The 14702-nt window shown below is 67.6% G+C and carries 15 protein-coding genes; 5 read left to right on the top strand and 10 right to left on the bottom strand.

The genetic code is table 11. The annotated features are described in order from the left end of the window. Positions 1-4: 4 nt before the first annotated feature. Entirely contained in the window at positions 5-1489 is a 1485-nt protein-coding gene (locus tag ACIG5A_RS23350) for an ABC1 kinase family protein (RefSeq protein ID WP_397243308.1), read from the bottom strand. A gap of 107 nt (positions 1490-1596) precedes the next feature. Here ACIG5A_RS23350 and ACIG5A_RS23345 point away from each other — a divergent pair, with 107 nt between their 5' ends. Next, positions 1597-2370 carry a GntR family transcriptional regulator gene (locus ACIG5A_RS23345; protein WP_397243306.1) on the top strand — a complete coding sequence of 258 codons (774 nt, stop codon included), beginning with the start codon at positions 1597-1599 and terminating at the stop codon, positions 2368-2370. 202 nt (positions 2371-2572) lie between these two features. Here ACIG5A_RS23345 and ACIG5A_RS23340 read toward each other — a convergent pair whose 3' ends face one another. Further along, entirely contained in the window at positions 2573-3322 is a 750-nt protein-coding gene (locus tag ACIG5A_RS23340) for an alpha/beta hydrolase (RefSeq protein ID WP_397243304.1), read from the bottom strand. Positions 3323-3547: 225 nt separating this feature from the next. On the opposite strand from ACIG5A_RS23340, the gene ACIG5A_RS23335 reads away from it, so the two are divergent. Continuing rightward, complete coding sequence (locus ACIG5A_RS23335; RefSeq protein WP_397243302.1) at positions 3548-4105, top strand: dihydrofolate reductase family protein; 558 nt, start codon at positions 3548-3550, stop codon at positions 4103-4105. 64 nt (positions 4106-4169) lie between these two features. On the opposite strand, the gene ACIG5A_RS23330 is transcribed toward ACIG5A_RS23335, so the two are convergent. Continuing rightward, entirely contained in the window at positions 4170-4340 is a 171-nt protein-coding gene (locus tag ACIG5A_RS23330; protein ID WP_397243300.1) for a hypothetical protein, read from the bottom strand. Between the two features lie 22 nt (positions 4341-4362). Then, complete coding sequence (locus tag ACIG5A_RS23325) at positions 4363-4575, bottom strand: hypothetical protein (protein ID WP_397243298.1); 213 nt, start codon at positions 4573-4575, stop codon at positions 4363-4365. A 325-nt stretch (positions 4576-4900) separates the two neighbouring features. On the opposite strand from ACIG5A_RS23325, the gene ACIG5A_RS23320 reads away from it, so the two are divergent. The 3 genes from ACIG5A_RS23320 (at position 4901) to ACIG5A_RS23310 (ending at position 7634) form a co-directional block, all read left to right on the top strand. Next, the gene (locus ACIG5A_RS23320) at positions 4901-5809 is read left to right on the top strand and encodes an SDR family NAD(P)-dependent oxidoreductase (RefSeq protein ID WP_397243296.1); all 909 of its coding nucleotides are present in this window, start codon (positions 4901-4903) and stop codon (positions 5807-5809) included. Between the two features lie 62 nt (positions 5810-5871). Next, positions 5872-6840 (top strand): DUF5996 family protein, encoded by a 969-nt coding sequence (locus ACIG5A_RS23315; protein ID WP_397243294.1) that lies wholly within the window; start codon positions 5872-5874, stop codon positions 6838-6840. A 107-nt stretch (positions 6841-6947) separates the two neighbouring features. Then, a complete protein-coding gene (locus ACIG5A_RS23310; protein WP_397243292.1) occupies positions 6948-7634 on the top strand; it encodes a hemerythrin domain-containing protein in 687 nt (228 codons plus the stop codon). Here the strand turns inward: ACIG5A_RS23310 and ACIG5A_RS23305 are convergent. The 6 genes from ACIG5A_RS23305 to ACIG5A_RS23280 all read right to left on the bottom strand — a co-directional run bounded on the left by ACIG5A_RS23305 (position 7624) and on the right by ACIG5A_RS23280 (position 14702). Next, a complete protein-coding gene (locus tag ACIG5A_RS23305; RefSeq protein ID WP_397243290.1) occupies positions 7624-8742 on the bottom strand; it encodes an NAD(P)H-dependent flavin oxidoreductase in 1119 nt (372 codons plus the stop codon). The genes ACIG5A_RS23310 and ACIG5A_RS23305 overlap by 11 nt on opposite strands. A gap of 108 nt (positions 8743-8850) precedes the next feature. After that, positions 8851-10209 carry a wax ester/triacylglycerol synthase family O-acyltransferase gene (locus ACIG5A_RS23300; RefSeq protein WP_397243288.1) on the bottom strand — a complete coding sequence of 453 codons (1359 nt, stop codon included), beginning with the start codon at positions 10207-10209 and terminating at the stop codon, positions 8851-8853. 132 nt (positions 10210-10341) lie between these two features. Beyond that, positions 10342-10986 (bottom strand): class I SAM-dependent methyltransferase, encoded by a 645-nt coding sequence (locus ACIG5A_RS23295; protein ID WP_397243286.1) that lies wholly within the window; start codon positions 10984-10986, stop codon positions 10342-10344. 19 nt (positions 10987-11005) lie between these two features. After that, entirely contained in the window at positions 11006-11920 is a 915-nt protein-coding gene (locus tag ACIG5A_RS23290; protein WP_397243284.1) for a DMT family transporter, read from the bottom strand. A gap of 305 nt (positions 11921-12225) precedes the next feature. Further along, the gene (locus ACIG5A_RS23285; RefSeq protein ID WP_397243282.1) at positions 12226-13632 is read right to left on the bottom strand and encodes an amidase; all 1407 of its coding nucleotides are present in this window, start codon (positions 13630-13632) and stop codon (positions 12226-12228) included. Positions 13633-13778: 146 nt separating this feature from the next. Next, positions 13779-14702, bottom strand: a complete 924-nt coding sequence (locus ACIG5A_RS23280; protein ID WP_397243280.1) for a PLP-dependent cysteine synthase family protein — start codon at positions 14700-14702, stop codon at positions 13779-13781.

Genomic DNA, 14702 nt, shown 5'->3' with positions numbered 1-14702 from the left:
TTTCTCAGCTGACCACCGAGATGTCGGGCCGCGTCACCGCACGCCGCTGTCTGGCCAGCGCCAGATCCACCGGGAGCGTGTCGTCGCCGACGGCCTGTTCGAGCACCTCGTCCAAAAACGGGACCCAGCGCAGTATTTCGGCGCGCAGCGCACCCTCGGTCTCCAGCTGGCACATCACGCCGATCAGGGTGAGCGTCGAGCGCACGAACGGGGTGAAGTAGGCGGGCATGGTCAGCTGCCGCACGACATTGGTCAGCCGGAGGTCGGTGGTGCGCAGCACCTGCTTGCGCAGCCACGGCGTGGACAGCCGAAAAGTGCTGTGCCGGAAGGGTTCGCTGCACGGGACCACCGCCGCGAACAGATCCTCGATATCGAAATCGCGGCTGGCCTCCACGAATCCGTGCGTGCGGGTGGCCACCTCGAGATCATGCGGGCCGCCGTTGAAGATTGCCTGGCAGTAGTTCAGGGCGAGTTGGTCGAAGCCCTCGGGCGGCCACTCGTAGCAGGCCCCGAAATCGACGACGCCGAGCCGCCCGTCGGGCATGATGCGGAAATTTCCCGGATGCGGGTCGCCGTAGAGCAGGCCGTGACTCGTCCAGCCGGACAGCACGAACCGCAGCATGAGCATGCCGGCCCGGTCGCGCTCGGCCTGTGTGCCCGAGGCCAGGATGCGGGTGAGCGGTGTGCCTTCGAGCCATTCGGTGATCAGCACGTCACCCCGCTGCTCGATCACCTGCGGCACATGGAATTCCGGATCGTCGGCGTAGGCGACGGCGAAGGTGCGCTGCCACTGTGCCTCGGCCGCGTAGTCGAGTTCCTCCTCGACGCAGCGGCAGATCGCCTCGGTGACCGACTTGACGTCGGCGCCGGGCAGAAACACGGTGGCCAGCATGGAGATCCGGCGCAACTGCTCGAGATCGCTCGCCACCGATTCGCGGGCGCCCGGGTACATCACCTTCACCGCGACCGCCCTGCCGTCGCGCCACACCGCGCGGTGCACCTGGCCGATCGAGGCCGCCGCGGCCCGGCGATCGTCGAATTCCCGGAAATGCCAGCGCCAGTTGTCGCCCATGCTCGCGGCCATCGCCGCGTGCACCGTGGGTGGCAGCATCGCGGGCGCCGAATCCTGCAGCTGGCTCAGTGCCATCTTGTAGGGTTCGGCGAGATCCGGCGGCAGCGCGAGCTCGTAGATCGCCAGCAACTGGCCGAGCTTCGCGGCGCACCCTTTGAGCTCACCGAGCACCTCGAAAATATGCTGCGCGGTACGCAATTGGATATCGCGGTTCACCTCGGCCGAGGAGCGGCCCATCGCCCGCCTGCCGACGCCCGCTGCCTGGCGCCCGGCGAACGCGACCGGCAGTGCGGCGAGCTTCGCATTGCGAACCGCGGCGCGAACTGGAGGTTTGCCATTCGACCCCACGGCGAACAGACGAGTGCGCTTACCTGTTGACTCGTCATTCTGTTGACCGTTGCCGCGACGCTTAGCCATGACTCACCTCACACTGTGCGCTGACCAGTGTTACACACGTGCAGTCTGGCACAGCAGGGCTTAGACTGTCTGGGACGTATTCGAACGTAGTCGAAAGGTGACAACTGATGGGATCCCAAACGGTAGTCGCCGACGTTGCCGATGAGCTGGCACGCCGGGTTGCCGCGGGGGAATATCAGCCGGGGGATCTCATGCCGTCGGTCCGTCAGGTCGCCGAGGAATTCGATATGAACCGGGCGACCGCGCAGCTGACCCTCGGGCGGCTCGAGTCGTACGGGTTCGTCGAGGCCCGCCGCGGCAAGGGATTCACCATTCGTGACGTGCGCGAGGCCGGCGGTATCGATGTGTACCGGCACCTGTTCCGCTTCTCGATTCCCATGCCGGATATCGCGATCGAGATGTTCCGCGACGTCGTCGAGGTGGAGCGCGGCATCGTCATGGAGGCGCTGCTCGCCTACACCAGCAGCGAGCAGACGGTCGACCCCGCGGTGCTGAAGGCCGATATCGACGAGCTGGAATCGCTTGCCCGGCTGGAGGTTCCGGACTTCCGCAAGATCCTCGGCATCGAGGTGCGGCTGGTCAGGCGGCTGCTCACCGCGCTCGGTGCCAGCATGCAGCGCGCGGTGCTCAACTCGATCGGCGAGATGGTGCTCGACGTGCCCGAGGCCGTCGACGCGTACTTCGCCGGCGCCGCGGACCTCCATGTGCTGGTATGGCGCGCCCTTGCGGCAGTGTGGGATTCGGGCTCTGCCCCGTCGGACGCGCAGCTCGCGCTGTTCGAGGACTTGTTCGGGATGTACCACGAGAAGGTGGTCGCCCGATTCGTCGAATTGCTCGACGCGACAGAGGAAGCCGACGGCTCGCAGGCCGCCACCGCCTGACGGATCCCGTCTGGGCCGATTTCGCAACGCCTCGCTGGCGGAGGCTGTCGCGCATCCGTCAACAAGGCTTTCGGCGTGATCACCCGAGTGATCAACTGTCTGAGACGAAATGTCGCATATCGGCGCGGACTCGACAGGCAGCCAGCCCGGCGCCAGCCGGGCGACTCATCGTCACCCGGCTGTGCCTACGCCGAAAGCGAAGTCAGCGAACGCTGTTCAGGTGCCGGACGAGGAAGCGGCCCGCTTCGTCGCCCGCGGCCTGTGGGACGCCGGTGTGGCCGCCCATGTTGGCATGCAGGGTCTTTTCCTTGGAGCCGAAGGCGTCGAACAGGTCCAGTGCCATCTGCCGGTCGTTTCCTTCGTCGTCCCACTGCAGCAGTACGTGCAGGGGGATGGTGACCTGCCGGGCCTCCTCGAAGATGATGCGGGGCACGAAACTTCCGGCGAACAGAACGGCGGCCGTGATGCGCGGCTCGACCACCGCCAGCCGGGCACCGAGGGAGATCACCCCGCCTGAATACCCGACCCTGCCGCCGATTTCGGGTAGCGCGAGAAGCGCGTCCAGAGTGGCCCGCCACTCCGAGACCGACTGATCGAGCAGCGGGAGGATGAGCCGGTCGACGATATCGTCGGTGACCGGCTCACCGGCCCGCAGCGCCTGCCGCAGGTCGGCGCGGGCCTGGTCGACCACGGCGATCCGGGGGCGGTCACCGCTACCGGGCAACTCGATAGTGGCCGTGGCGAACCCGTCCGCCGCGGCGTGCCGGGCCCGGGCCAGCAGTCGCGGGTACATCGTGCGCAGGCCGCCGCCGGAGGGTCCGGCCAGGATCAGCGGGGCCGGTGTGGATTCGGATGCGGATTCGGGCGTCCACAGGATGCCGGGGACCTCACCGAGGATGAATTCGCGTTCGCGGATGCCGTCGTCGAAGCGCTGTTCGGAAATGAATTGCATGGTCGTGCCTTTCGGGAGTGCTCTCGAGTGGCGCTCCCGGACGACCTATCGCCCGACCGTGACCCCAGAGGGGAGCACCCATGTAGATACTGCGTTCACGGGTATCACCTCCTCGTTCTCCGGCACGGATGCTGGAAAGCTAGCAGTGGTCGCCGTGGTCCGGCAACAGGTTTTCCATCCGATGGGTGCCGATGAATTTCGAACGCGGAGGAGGTCTACTCGGTCATGAGGAAACTGGTCTACGGATTCGGCGTGTCCCTGGACGGCTACATCAACGATCGCGACGGCAATATCGACTGGACCGACCCGGACGAGGAACTTCATCAGTTCCACAACGACCGCTACCGCGAGATCGAGGTCTCGCTGCACGGCCGCCGCCTGTACGAGCTGATGGCCGACTACTGGCCGCACGTGGCCGAGGACGCGCCGCCCATCGCGCGTGAGTTCGGCAGGCTCTGGACGGACAAGCCGAAGTTCGTCTTCTCCCGGACGCTCACCGAGGTCCGCTGGAACAGCACGCTCGTCAGCGAGCACGCGGTCGAGGAGGTCCGCAGGCTCAAGGCGGACGGCGACGGCGTCATCGAGGTCGGTGGCGCGAGTCTCGCGGCATCGCTGATGCCACACGGGCTCATCGATGAGTATCAGCTGTTCCTCTCGCCCGTGATACTCGGCGGCGGCACACCGATGTTCCCCGCGCTGGACAAGCGCGTTCCGCTGCGGTTGGTCGAAACAAGGCACTTCAACACCGCGGTGCTGCTGCGCTATCTCGTCGACCAGCGGTGAGGACCGCCGATCCCCACCAGAACCGTTGCGGGACAACCGAGTCGCTAGGTCACCGGTGGCGCGGTCATCGGTGTCCCACCGCGGTGGCGGCGAGTACGAGCGCGGCGATGATCGTCAGGGCCAGCAGGCCGAGGATCACCAGATTGCGCGTCTGTCGCGGTTCGACGACCAGATTCGGGCAGTTCGGCGCATCGTGCGAACTGCTTTCACAGGCGGCATTGCTACACGGAAACATTGCGGATCTCCCAACCGAAAAATCAGATCCGGGTCCCTGGCCGGCGCATTGCCATCTCGGCGATGGGCCTGGCCGGCGGGGCGAGCACCTGCACGGGTAGTACGGAACCGGACCGCGGGTGCGCGGCGAGCGTCCACTTGAGCACGGTCCCACCGTAATTCGTCGGCCTCGGCGGGTAATCCTCGGCCACCGATTTCGTCACGAACGGCACCGAACCCGTGGTTCCGATGCGCACGATGCGCTGGTCCGGCGCCCAGCTCACCCGCAATGGCCGTGACTCAGGTTTCGGTCCCGGCGACCGAGGCGGGCACCGGTTCCGCTGGCGCCCAGAAGGTTTGGTACCCGCGGCGCAGCGGCAGCAGTTCGATGGCGCGCCGCGCGGGGGCGAAGGCGGCCATCGACGCCACGTTCACCAGCTGCCCGCCCCGGTCACCACGGCCAACCCCGGGTACTTCATTGGGTCCTCCAGGCACAAAATCCCTTTGCGCACTTCGGCGTTGAGCGCACCCTTCGAAGTCTATACTGTCTGGGACAGTATGAGCTAGAGCGGGGGAAGTCACATGGCAGGCTTCGACAACGAGGTTGTCGTCATCACCGGGGCCGGCGGCGGCATCGGCCGGGCGACCGCACAACGCTTCGCCCGTAAGGGCGCAACGGTCATCGCCGCCGATATCGACAAGAATCGGGTGGTGGAGACGGTCGACGCGATACTCGCGGAGGGCAATACGGCGGAGCCGTATCAGGTCGACGTCGCCGATGTGGCGCAGATGGAGGGCTTCGCCGACGACGTCCGCGCGGCACACGGCGCGGCGCGGATATTGGTCAACAACGCCGGATTCACCACGGCGGGACCGTTTTTAGAGCACACCATGGACGACTGGAATCGGTTGATGGGTGTGAACCTGTGGGGGCTGATCTACGGGTCGACCTTCTTCGGCAGGCAGATGGTGCAGGCCGGGCACGGCGGGCGCATCATCAACGTCACCTCGGTGGCCGCCTTCACGCCGATCCCGCTGAGCACGCCGTACTGCACGAGCAAGGCGGCCGCGCAGATGCTGACCGAGGGTCTGCGCCTCGAGTTCGCCGGTACCGGGGTCGGGGTCACCGCGATCTGCCCGGCCTTCGTCGACACCGGTTTCTACGATGCCGCCCAGCCCGTCGGCTTGGACGATCGCACCGCGCGCCGGGCCGGGAACATCGCGAACTACGCGGCCAGGCTCGTCGCCCACAAACCCGACACCATCGCGAAAACCATTGTGCGCGTTGCCGCCCGCAACCCGGCCGTGGTACCGACGCCGATCGAGGCGCGTGCGCTCTACCTCGCCACCCGGATCTCACCCGGCGGCGCCAGGCTGGTCGCCCGCGTCCTGAAGGTGGACGACCTCTCCGACCTGATGAACCGCCTCGTCCCGGACGCCGTGCTCGGACGGCTGGACACCTTCCTGGAGAAGCGCCTGAAGTCGTCGTGAGATCGGCGATCCGCCCGGCCGCGTCAGCACGGCGAGCCCGAGTCCGGCGGTACCGTTCGGCTATGACCGCCGCATCCGAGCCGCTACCCGCCATCCCGCTGGAGTCGTGGCGGCCGACCAAGGAGACGCTGCACCGATTCGCGCAGGTCGTCGGCAAGGTCGCGCTGGCCCAGGGCATCCGCCGCAACCACTGGTGGCATATGACCTACCGGCTCACCGCGCGCGGCTGGACCACCGTGCCGCTCGGCACCGCGCGCAACGGTCCGGTGTTCACCTGCGCCTTCGACTTCTTCGATCACGTGCTGCGCATCGCGACGACGCACGGGGTCGAGGTGGAGATCGAGCTGATCGACCAGTCCGTATCCAGTTTCTACGGCGATGTGATGAACGGGCTGTCCGATCTCGGCGTGGATGTCGTACTGCCGCACCCGCATCCATTCGATCTGCCGGACAAGACCCGTCCGTTCGAGGACGACACCGAGCATGCGAACTACGACCCGGACAAGGTGCGCCACGCCTTCCGGGTACTGAGCCAGGTCGGGCAGATACTCGAGGAGTTCGGTGCCACCTACTCCGGCAAGATCAGCCCGGTCCAATTGTTCTGGCACTCCTTCGATCTGGCGGTGCAGCGGTTCTCCGACCGGCGTATCGATATGCCCGCGTCGGTGGATTCGGTGACGCGCGAGGCCTATTCGCGCGAGGTGATCAGCGCGGGCTTCTGGTTCGGCGACGACAAGGTGCCCGCGCCCACGTTCTACTCCTACGTCGCACCGGAACCCGGCGGGCTGTCCGATCGGATCCTGCGCCCGCCCGCCGCGCGCTGGGTGAGCGCCGGGTCCGGGCACACCGCCCAGCTCGCCTACGACGACGCGCGAAAGGCGGACGACCCGGTCGGCGCCGCCCTCCAGTTCTTCCAGTCCGTCTACGAGAACGGCTCCGAGCTCGCCGGCTGGAATACCGCCGAGCTGGCCTGCTGGGCGGGCATCACCGATCCCGTGCTCGAGCAGCCGTTCGCGGACTGGCCGCGTTAACCGCGGTTAACGAAACCCGCGACCGCCGAGATTTCACGCTGTCCGGATAGCCCGGGGAGCGAGAATCACGGCGCCGCCGACGCGGCGGCGCGCGGGGAGGGAAACAGATGGCGTTCGAAATGAGCCGTGCGGCAATGGATTCGCCTGGCTGCGAGACACAGGACATGGTGCTGGTGCACCGCGTGTTCACCCGCGAGTTCGGCCTGCTCGGCCGGATCGTCACGGCCACGCCCGCACGCGATGTCGAGCAGGCAGGGCGGGTGGCCGCGCATGCCCGCGAAATGCTGGCCGCGCTGCACCATCACCACACCTCCGAGGACGAACTGGTGTGGCCGCGCCTGCGTGCCGCCGATATCGATCCGGCACTGGTTGATCGGATGCAGGCGCAGCACGAGGCGATGGACGAACCGATCCATGCCGTCGAGAGCAACCTCGGGGTGTGGGCGCGCACGGCCGATCCCGAGATCGGCGCGCGCCTCGCCGACGCGTTCGTTCAGCTGCATCGGGTGCTGACCGAACACCTTGTGGAGGAGGAGAATTCGGTACTCCCGATCGTCGCGCGCACGATGACGGCCACGCAGTGGGCCGAACTCGCCAAGCGCGGCATGGCGTCGATGTCCAAGAGCCGCGGCCTGGTCTTCCTCGGGCATATCCACGAGGAGGCCGACGCGCACGAGTGGTCGGCCTTCACCAAGGAGATCCCGCCGCCGGTGCGCCTGCTGTACCGGGTGCTCGGCAAGCGCGGTCACGCCAGGGAGACCGCGCTGCTGCGGCGGGATCTGCCTACCCGTTGAGCTTGTTGAGGCGGTCGCACGCCTCGACGTATTCGTTGATCAAGCGTGCGACCACGTCGGCCGAGCGCTCCACGCGGTTCATCATGCCGACCACCTGGCCGACCGGATTGAAGTTCACGTCCTTGGCGGCCTCGGGGTAGCGATGCCCGCGCTTGACGCCGTCCAGCGCGACCATCATCTGCAGCGGCATGGGCAGCGGATCGGGGGTGTCGGTCTGCTCCCAGGCGTCGGTCCAGTCGTTGCGCAGCATGCGGCACGGCTTACCGGTCCACGACCGCGAGCGCACGGTGTCGTGGCTGGAGGCGTCGATATAGGTCTGCATCTGTGCTGGCGGCACATTGGCCTCCTCGACGGTCAGCCACAGCGAGCCGGTCCACGCGCCCGCCGCGCCCATCGCCAGCGCCGCGGCGACCTGGCGGCCGTTGCCGATGCCACCCGCCGCGAGCACCGGCAGGTCGCCGACCGCATCGATCACCTGCGGCCACAGCACAAGCGAGGAGATCTCGCCGCAGTGCCCGCCGCCCTCGGTGCCTTGGCAGACAACGAAATCCAGGCCCGCTGCCTTGTGGTTCAGCGCGTGCTTCACCGATCCGCACAGCGCGCCGATCAGCCTGCCCGAACCCTGGATCTGCTCGACGACATCCGGCGGCGGCGTGCCGAGCGCGTTGGCGACCAGCTTCGCCTTGGGGTGGCGCAGGATCACCTCGATCTGCGGTGCGACGGTGGTCGCGGTCCAGCCGAGCAGCTGGTTGTGGTGCTCGCTGTCGGGCAGCGGCGGCACGCCGTGATCGACGAGCAGCTGCTCCGCGAAATCCCGGTGGCCCTGCGGAACCAGTTCCGCCAGTTTGCTTTCCAGCTCCTCGGGGGACAGGCCGTCGATGCCCTTGCCCTCGTACTTCGACGGGATGACCAGGTCGACGCCGTACACGCCGTGCACATGTTCGTCGAGCCACGCCAGTTCGACCTCGAGCTGTTCGGCGGTGAATCCGACCGCCCCGAGCACGCCGAGCCCCCCGGCATTGCTGACCGCCGCGGCCACATCGCGGCAGTGGGTGAACGCGAAGAGGGGGAATTCGATCCCCAGCCGGTCGCAGATGTCGGTACGCATGGGTGAGGGTCTCCCTACTCGCGCGGCGGTCGCCGAAGATGCTCAGAACGGGTTCTCCCGAATGTAACACGTTCTAGTTTTGCTGTCTCCGGCCTTGCGCGGCCCTCGCTACAGTGCGGCCTCCTCCAGCGCGGTGAGGGATTGTTCGAGGTGGTCGAGCAGGCGCTCCAGTCGCGGGACGCTGCGGCGGCAGCCGACGAGACCGAAGTCGAGGTTCTCGGCGTTGGTGGTGAGGGTGATGTTCACGGCCTGGCCGTCGAAGGGGATCGACATCGGATAGGTGGCGTCGAGGCGGGCGCCGTTCCAGTACATGGTTTCGCGCGGGCCTGGCACGTTCGAGATGACGATGTTGAACGGCGGGTTGGTCAGCGAGACGATGCCGGGCAGCAGCGTCAGCGCCAGCGGGCTGAGCATCAGCGCGGACAGCGCCATGGTCTGCGTACTCGACAGCGAGCGGTAGATCTCCTTGCTGCGGCACATGGATTCGCTGACCACGCGCAGCCGCTCCAGTGGATCCGCGACATCGGTGCCGAGGTTGCACAGGATGGCGCCGACCTTGACGCCGCTCTGATCCCCGTTGTCGTCCTCACCCCGCAGCGAGACCGGCACCATGGCGATCAACGGCTTGTCCGGCAACGCGTTCCGCTCCAGCAGATAGCCGCGCAGCGCGCCGGCCGACATGGTGAGCACCACGTCGTTGACGGTCGAGCCGGTCGCCTTCTTCACCTGCCTGATCCGCTCCAGCGGCCAGGAGCGCATGGCGCAGCGGCGTGCGCCGCCGATCGGCACATTGAACATGGTGCGCGGCGCGGCGAACGGCAAGGTCAGCTGCTGTTGCAGCAGTGCGGCCCTGGCCACCCGCAGCGCGGCGGGCGCCGCGGCGGCCGCGGACCTCAGGTTCCTGGCCACGCCGCTCAACGTCGATCCGCCGGGTGATTCGGTGCGCTTCTGCCGCCGTGGCAGCTGCCACGGCACCAGTGCCTCATGCGACGAGGCGTCGCTGGTCAGCGTGCGCTGCACCAGTCGCTGCGCGGCGACGCCGTCGATCAGCGCGTGGTGCATCTTCGAATACAGCGCGAAGCGGCCGTCGCCGAGCCCCTCGATCAGATGGATCTCCCACAGCGGGCGGTGCCGGTCGAGCAGCACGCTGTGCAGGTCGGAGGCCAGCTCGAGCAGCTGAGCGATACCGCCGGGCGAGGGCAGCGCCGAGCGGCGGACGTGATAATCGATATCGACCTCGTCCTCCTGTGACCACGCCAACTGCGGTGTGCCCCACAACTTCGCGGGGCGCTTGCGGAACGTCGGATCGAAATCGCGGTGTTCCAGCAGCATTTCGTGGGTGCGCTGGGCGAAGTCGGGCCCGGCGTCCTCCGGCGCCTCGAACAGCTGCAGCGAGCCGACGTGCATCGGGTGCTCACGTGATTCGCCGAGCAGGAACGCGGCATCGATAGGTGAAATGAACTCCATGGTCAGTCGCCCCCTGACGACAGTGGTGAGTTTGTTTCGATGATGAATCGACCACTTTGTCGGATGGGCCGCGCGGCCATGAATCCCGCGCAGGTTCAAAGTTACCGGTTCGGCGGCGCAGGTGCGCCGATTTCAACGATCCTTTGACACCAGCAGGTAGCCCTGGGTGAACCGCTCCTCGGGCAGCGGCGCCCGGACCGACTGCAACACCACCGAAAACCCCTGTGCCACAAGGAGCTCGGCGAGTCGGTCGGGCGCCCAGCGGTACGCCCGCACCACCTTGTGGTCGAACGCCGCCGCCACATCGGCGGCGTCCGCGCCGAAGAAGGCAAGTAACGCATGCCCTTCCGGGCGGAGTACCCGATGGAGTTCGGCCAACACGTCAGGGACGCGATCGGGCGTCAGATGAATGATCGAGTACCACGCGACGATCCCGGCCAGGCTCGCGTCGGCGAGCGCGAGCGACTCCATCGAACCCTCGTCGAAGCGCAGCGTCGGATGCGCCTGCCTGGCCAGCTCGATCATCTGCGGCGAGAGATCGATGCCGAAGACGTCGAGCCCGAGCTCGGCCAGATGACCGGTCAGCCTGCCCGGCCCGCAGCCGAGATCGGCGACCGGCCCGGAACCGTTGCCGCGCACCAGTTCCGCGAACACCGTGAGCATCGCCCGGTCGAACGGGTTGCTCGCCAGAAGGTCCGCGGTTATCCGGGTATACAGCTCAGCGACATTGTCATAGGCGGTGGCGACATCGATCAGATCCGGATTCTGCTGGCTCACCGGACCATACTGCCCGACATCACACCGGCCGGGTGACCGCCTCGTCGCGGTCCGGTGGTTCGGCATCCGCCAGCGCCGCGTCCTTTTCGGCCGCGCGGCGGGTGCCGAGGATCGAACCGAGGATGACCAGCGGGAAGCCGATCAGCATGCCGAGGGTCAGCGGCTCGCCGAGCGCGGCGACGCCGAGCACGATGGCCACGGCCGGGTTGATGTAGGTGATCACCGTGGCCCGCGCCGGGCCGACCTCGCTGATCAGCGCGAAGAACACCAGGAACGCCGCGGCCGTGCAGATCACCGCCAGGCCGAGCACCGACCAGCCCGCGTCCGCGGTGATGTGCTCGGGCCACAGCGCGATCGCGAACGGCGTGTAGATCACCGCGGCCAGCAGCAGCGAACCGGTGACAACGCCCATCGGCGGCAGATCGGCCAGCGCGCGGTTGATGATGATCGGGCCGACGGCATAGCCGATCACGCTGACCGCGAGCGCGCCGAGCGCGGCCGGATGCGTCAGATCGAAATCGAGGCCGACCAGCGCCGCGACGCCGGCGAAGCCGACGATCAGGCCGATGGTGCGGCGGGCGTCGAACCGGTCGTGGCCGAGCTTGGTCACGATCACGATGGCGATCAGCGGGACGGCGGCGATCAGCAGACCGGTGGTCGAGCTGTTCAGCGTGGTCTCGGCGTGCCCGATGAGCAGCCACGGGCCGGTGATCTCGACGACGGTGTAGAGCAGCAACGGCTTCCAGCGGCGGAAGACCGGGGTCAGCACCTTCATGTACACGGCGATCGGCAGCAGGATCAGCGCGCCGATCGCGGTGCGCCCGAAGGCGACCACCATCGGATCCAGATCCTCGACCGCGATCCGGATCATCGCGTAGGGAACGCCCCAGATCAGGCCCATCGCAAGGAACAGCGCCCAGCCGCGCCGTGTCATCGGATCACCGCGCGGACGCACGCAGGATCAGGACTGAAGGTTGTACATGACATGGCACAGCTCGCTTTCGACCAACCGGAGCATAGAGGCGGGATGATGGGTTGTCTGCCCTGGGTATCGAGGCATGAACAGGTTGGCCGTATCTGGCCTGAGCTCGGCGGGATATTGATGCGCCCCTGGTGGTTCCCTTAGAACAACCCGCAGCGTGCGACGGCAATTTCCGTAGGTGCGCGCCGGGACGCGGCGTATTCGGGACGCGGCGGCATGCCGCGATCTGCCGCGATCGGCCGGATCGCGACAGCCGTTCAGGGCTGGATGCGCGGGAACGGCTGTGCCGCTTCGAGGGTGTAGGCGGCCTCGAGCAGCGTGCGTTCGTCGCCGTGGGCGGCGGACAGGTGGACGCCGATGGGGACGCCCTCGGCGGCCAGGCCCATCGGCAGCGATATCCCGGGCGCGCCCGCCACGTTCTGCAGCGGCGTGTAGCCGACGTAGTCGGTCAGCCGCTGCAGCAGCACGTCGAAAGCGATTGCCGGACTGAGGTAGCCGAGCGGCGGGGTGATGTGCGCCAGCACCGGGGAGACGACGATGTCGAACCGGTCGAAGGCGCGCGCGTAGTCCGCGGCGGCCTTGCGCAGCCGCAGCAGCGCACCAGGTGTGCGCAGCAGGTGGGCGCGGTGGCCGCGGGCGAGCCCGCGGGTGAGCGGGTCGAGTTCGCCGCTGTCGAACGATCGGTCGAAGGAGAGCTTTCCGGTCAGCGTGATCACATCGGCGAGCAGCTCCCAGTACTGGAGGAAGTCGGCGACGAACTCGGTGCCGACCGGCGCGGCCACGGGTTCGACGCTGTGCCCGGCCTTTTCGAGCAGGCTCGCGGTCTGCTCGACGGTCGCCTTGGTCTGCGGATCGACCTGCGCGCCGGTCACCGTGTCGATCAGTAAGCCGACGCGGAGTTCGCGGGTGCCCGGCCCGTGCACCATGCCGACCGGGCGCAGCGCCGGGTTGCGCCAGAATTCTTCCGCCGCGGCCAGATACGCGGCGGTATCGCGGACGGTGCGGGTCAGCACGCCCTCGGAGACCAGCTTGATCGGCAGCTGCCTGGCCTGCGGGCCGTCCACATGGCGGTACCTGCTCGGTTTGAGCCCGACCAGTCCGGCGCAGGCCGCGGGGATGCGGATCGAACCGCCGCCGTCGTTGCCGTGCGCGAACGGCACGACGCCCGCGGCGACGAGCGCGGCCGAACCGCCGGACGACGCGCCGACGGAATACCCGGTGTGCCAAGGGTTTCTGGTCGGCTCGCGGCCGGCCCACTCGGTGGTCGGGCTGAGCCCGAACTCCGAGAGCGTCGTCTTGCCGAGCACGCTCACCCCGGTGCTCAGGAACTGCCGCGTGTAGTCGGTGTCCTGTTTCGCGGGACGTGCGCGGAAAGCCGCGCTGCCGTGCCCTGTCGGCATACCGCGCACATCGGTGTTGTCCTTGACGAACGACGGCACACCGTAGAACCGTCCACCCTTCGTCGTCGGCAGGCGCGGGTTGTCGAGCGCGTCGAAAACGATGGCGTTGAGCTGCGGTTCGACCGCGCGCGCCCGGGCCGCCGCCGCGTCGGCCAGCTCTCGCGGGCTCACCTGCCCATCCCGGACCAGCTCCGCCAGCCCGACGGCATCGTGCTCGCCGAGTGCGTCGCCGGTGAATGCGTGAACCCGATCGCCGGTAACCATCGTTGGCAGCCTCCCCTGCGGAACAGCGATAACGGCCATCTGGTCGGCCGTCCGTCATCCCATCATGCCCCGCCCCGCCCCGGTTTCGATTCCCGCGATGTCGGCGACTGCGGAGTGCGACGGGGAGATACTGCGCCTCGTCGCGGTCACGCCACCTTGCTGAGGTACTTCATGCCGGTGTCGCACAGGAGGGTGACGATGGTCGAGTCACGGCCGAGTCGATCGGCCACGCGCAGGGCGGCGACCACGTTGGCGCCCGTTGAGGTGCCCGCGAACAGGCCTTCCTCCCTGGCCAACCGGCGGGTCATGGCCGCGGCTTCTTCGGTCGACACCTGTTCGATCCGATCGGCCAGACCCGGCTGCCACAGCGGTACGACGAAGCCTGCCCCCACTCCGTCGATGCCGTGCGCCCCGGTCGTGCCGCCGGACAGTACCGGGGATTCGGCGGGCTCCACGGCGACGATGCTGATCCGTGGGTTGTGACGGCGCAGTCTCGCGCCGATGCCACGCAGTGATGCCGCGGTGCCGACGCTCTGTACGAAGGCATCGATCCGCCCGCTGGTCTGGGTCCAAATCTCCTCGGCCAGTTCGTCATAGGCCTGCAACTGGTCGGTGTTGTTCAGCTGATCGGTCCAGTAGCCGCCGGTACGCATCGTCGCTTTGCGCGCTGCCTCGACCATGTCTCGTGTCAGCTGTTCGGTCATCCTCCCGTCAACGCTCGGCAAGACCTCCAACTCGGCGCCCAGAACCCGCATGTGCTCGAGTTTTTCCCGCGCGAAGGCATCCGAGGTGACGATACGCAGCGGATAGTCGAGCACCGCGCAGATCAGCGCGAGTGAGACGCCTGTGCTGCCGCCGGTGTATTCGACGACCGTGCCACCCTGGGGCAGCCGCCCGTCCCGTTCTGCCGCCCGGATCATCGCCAGCGCCATCCGGTCCTTCATGCTTCCGGTGGGATTCTCGCTCTCGAGTTTCATGACGATGCGCGCGCCGTTGTCCGGCAGAACGCGCCGCAAAGGCAACAGCGACGTATTGCCGATGCGGTGCAAGATATTTCGATCCGATTCCAT

This window comes from Nocardia sp. NPDC052566, from assembly GCF_044547285.1.
GTDB lineage: Bacteria > Actinomycetota > Actinomycetes > Mycobacteriales > Mycobacteriaceae > Nocardia.
The sequence above is the reverse complement of the archived record's forward strand: the minus strand, read 5'-3'. Positions and strand labels throughout refer to the sequence as shown.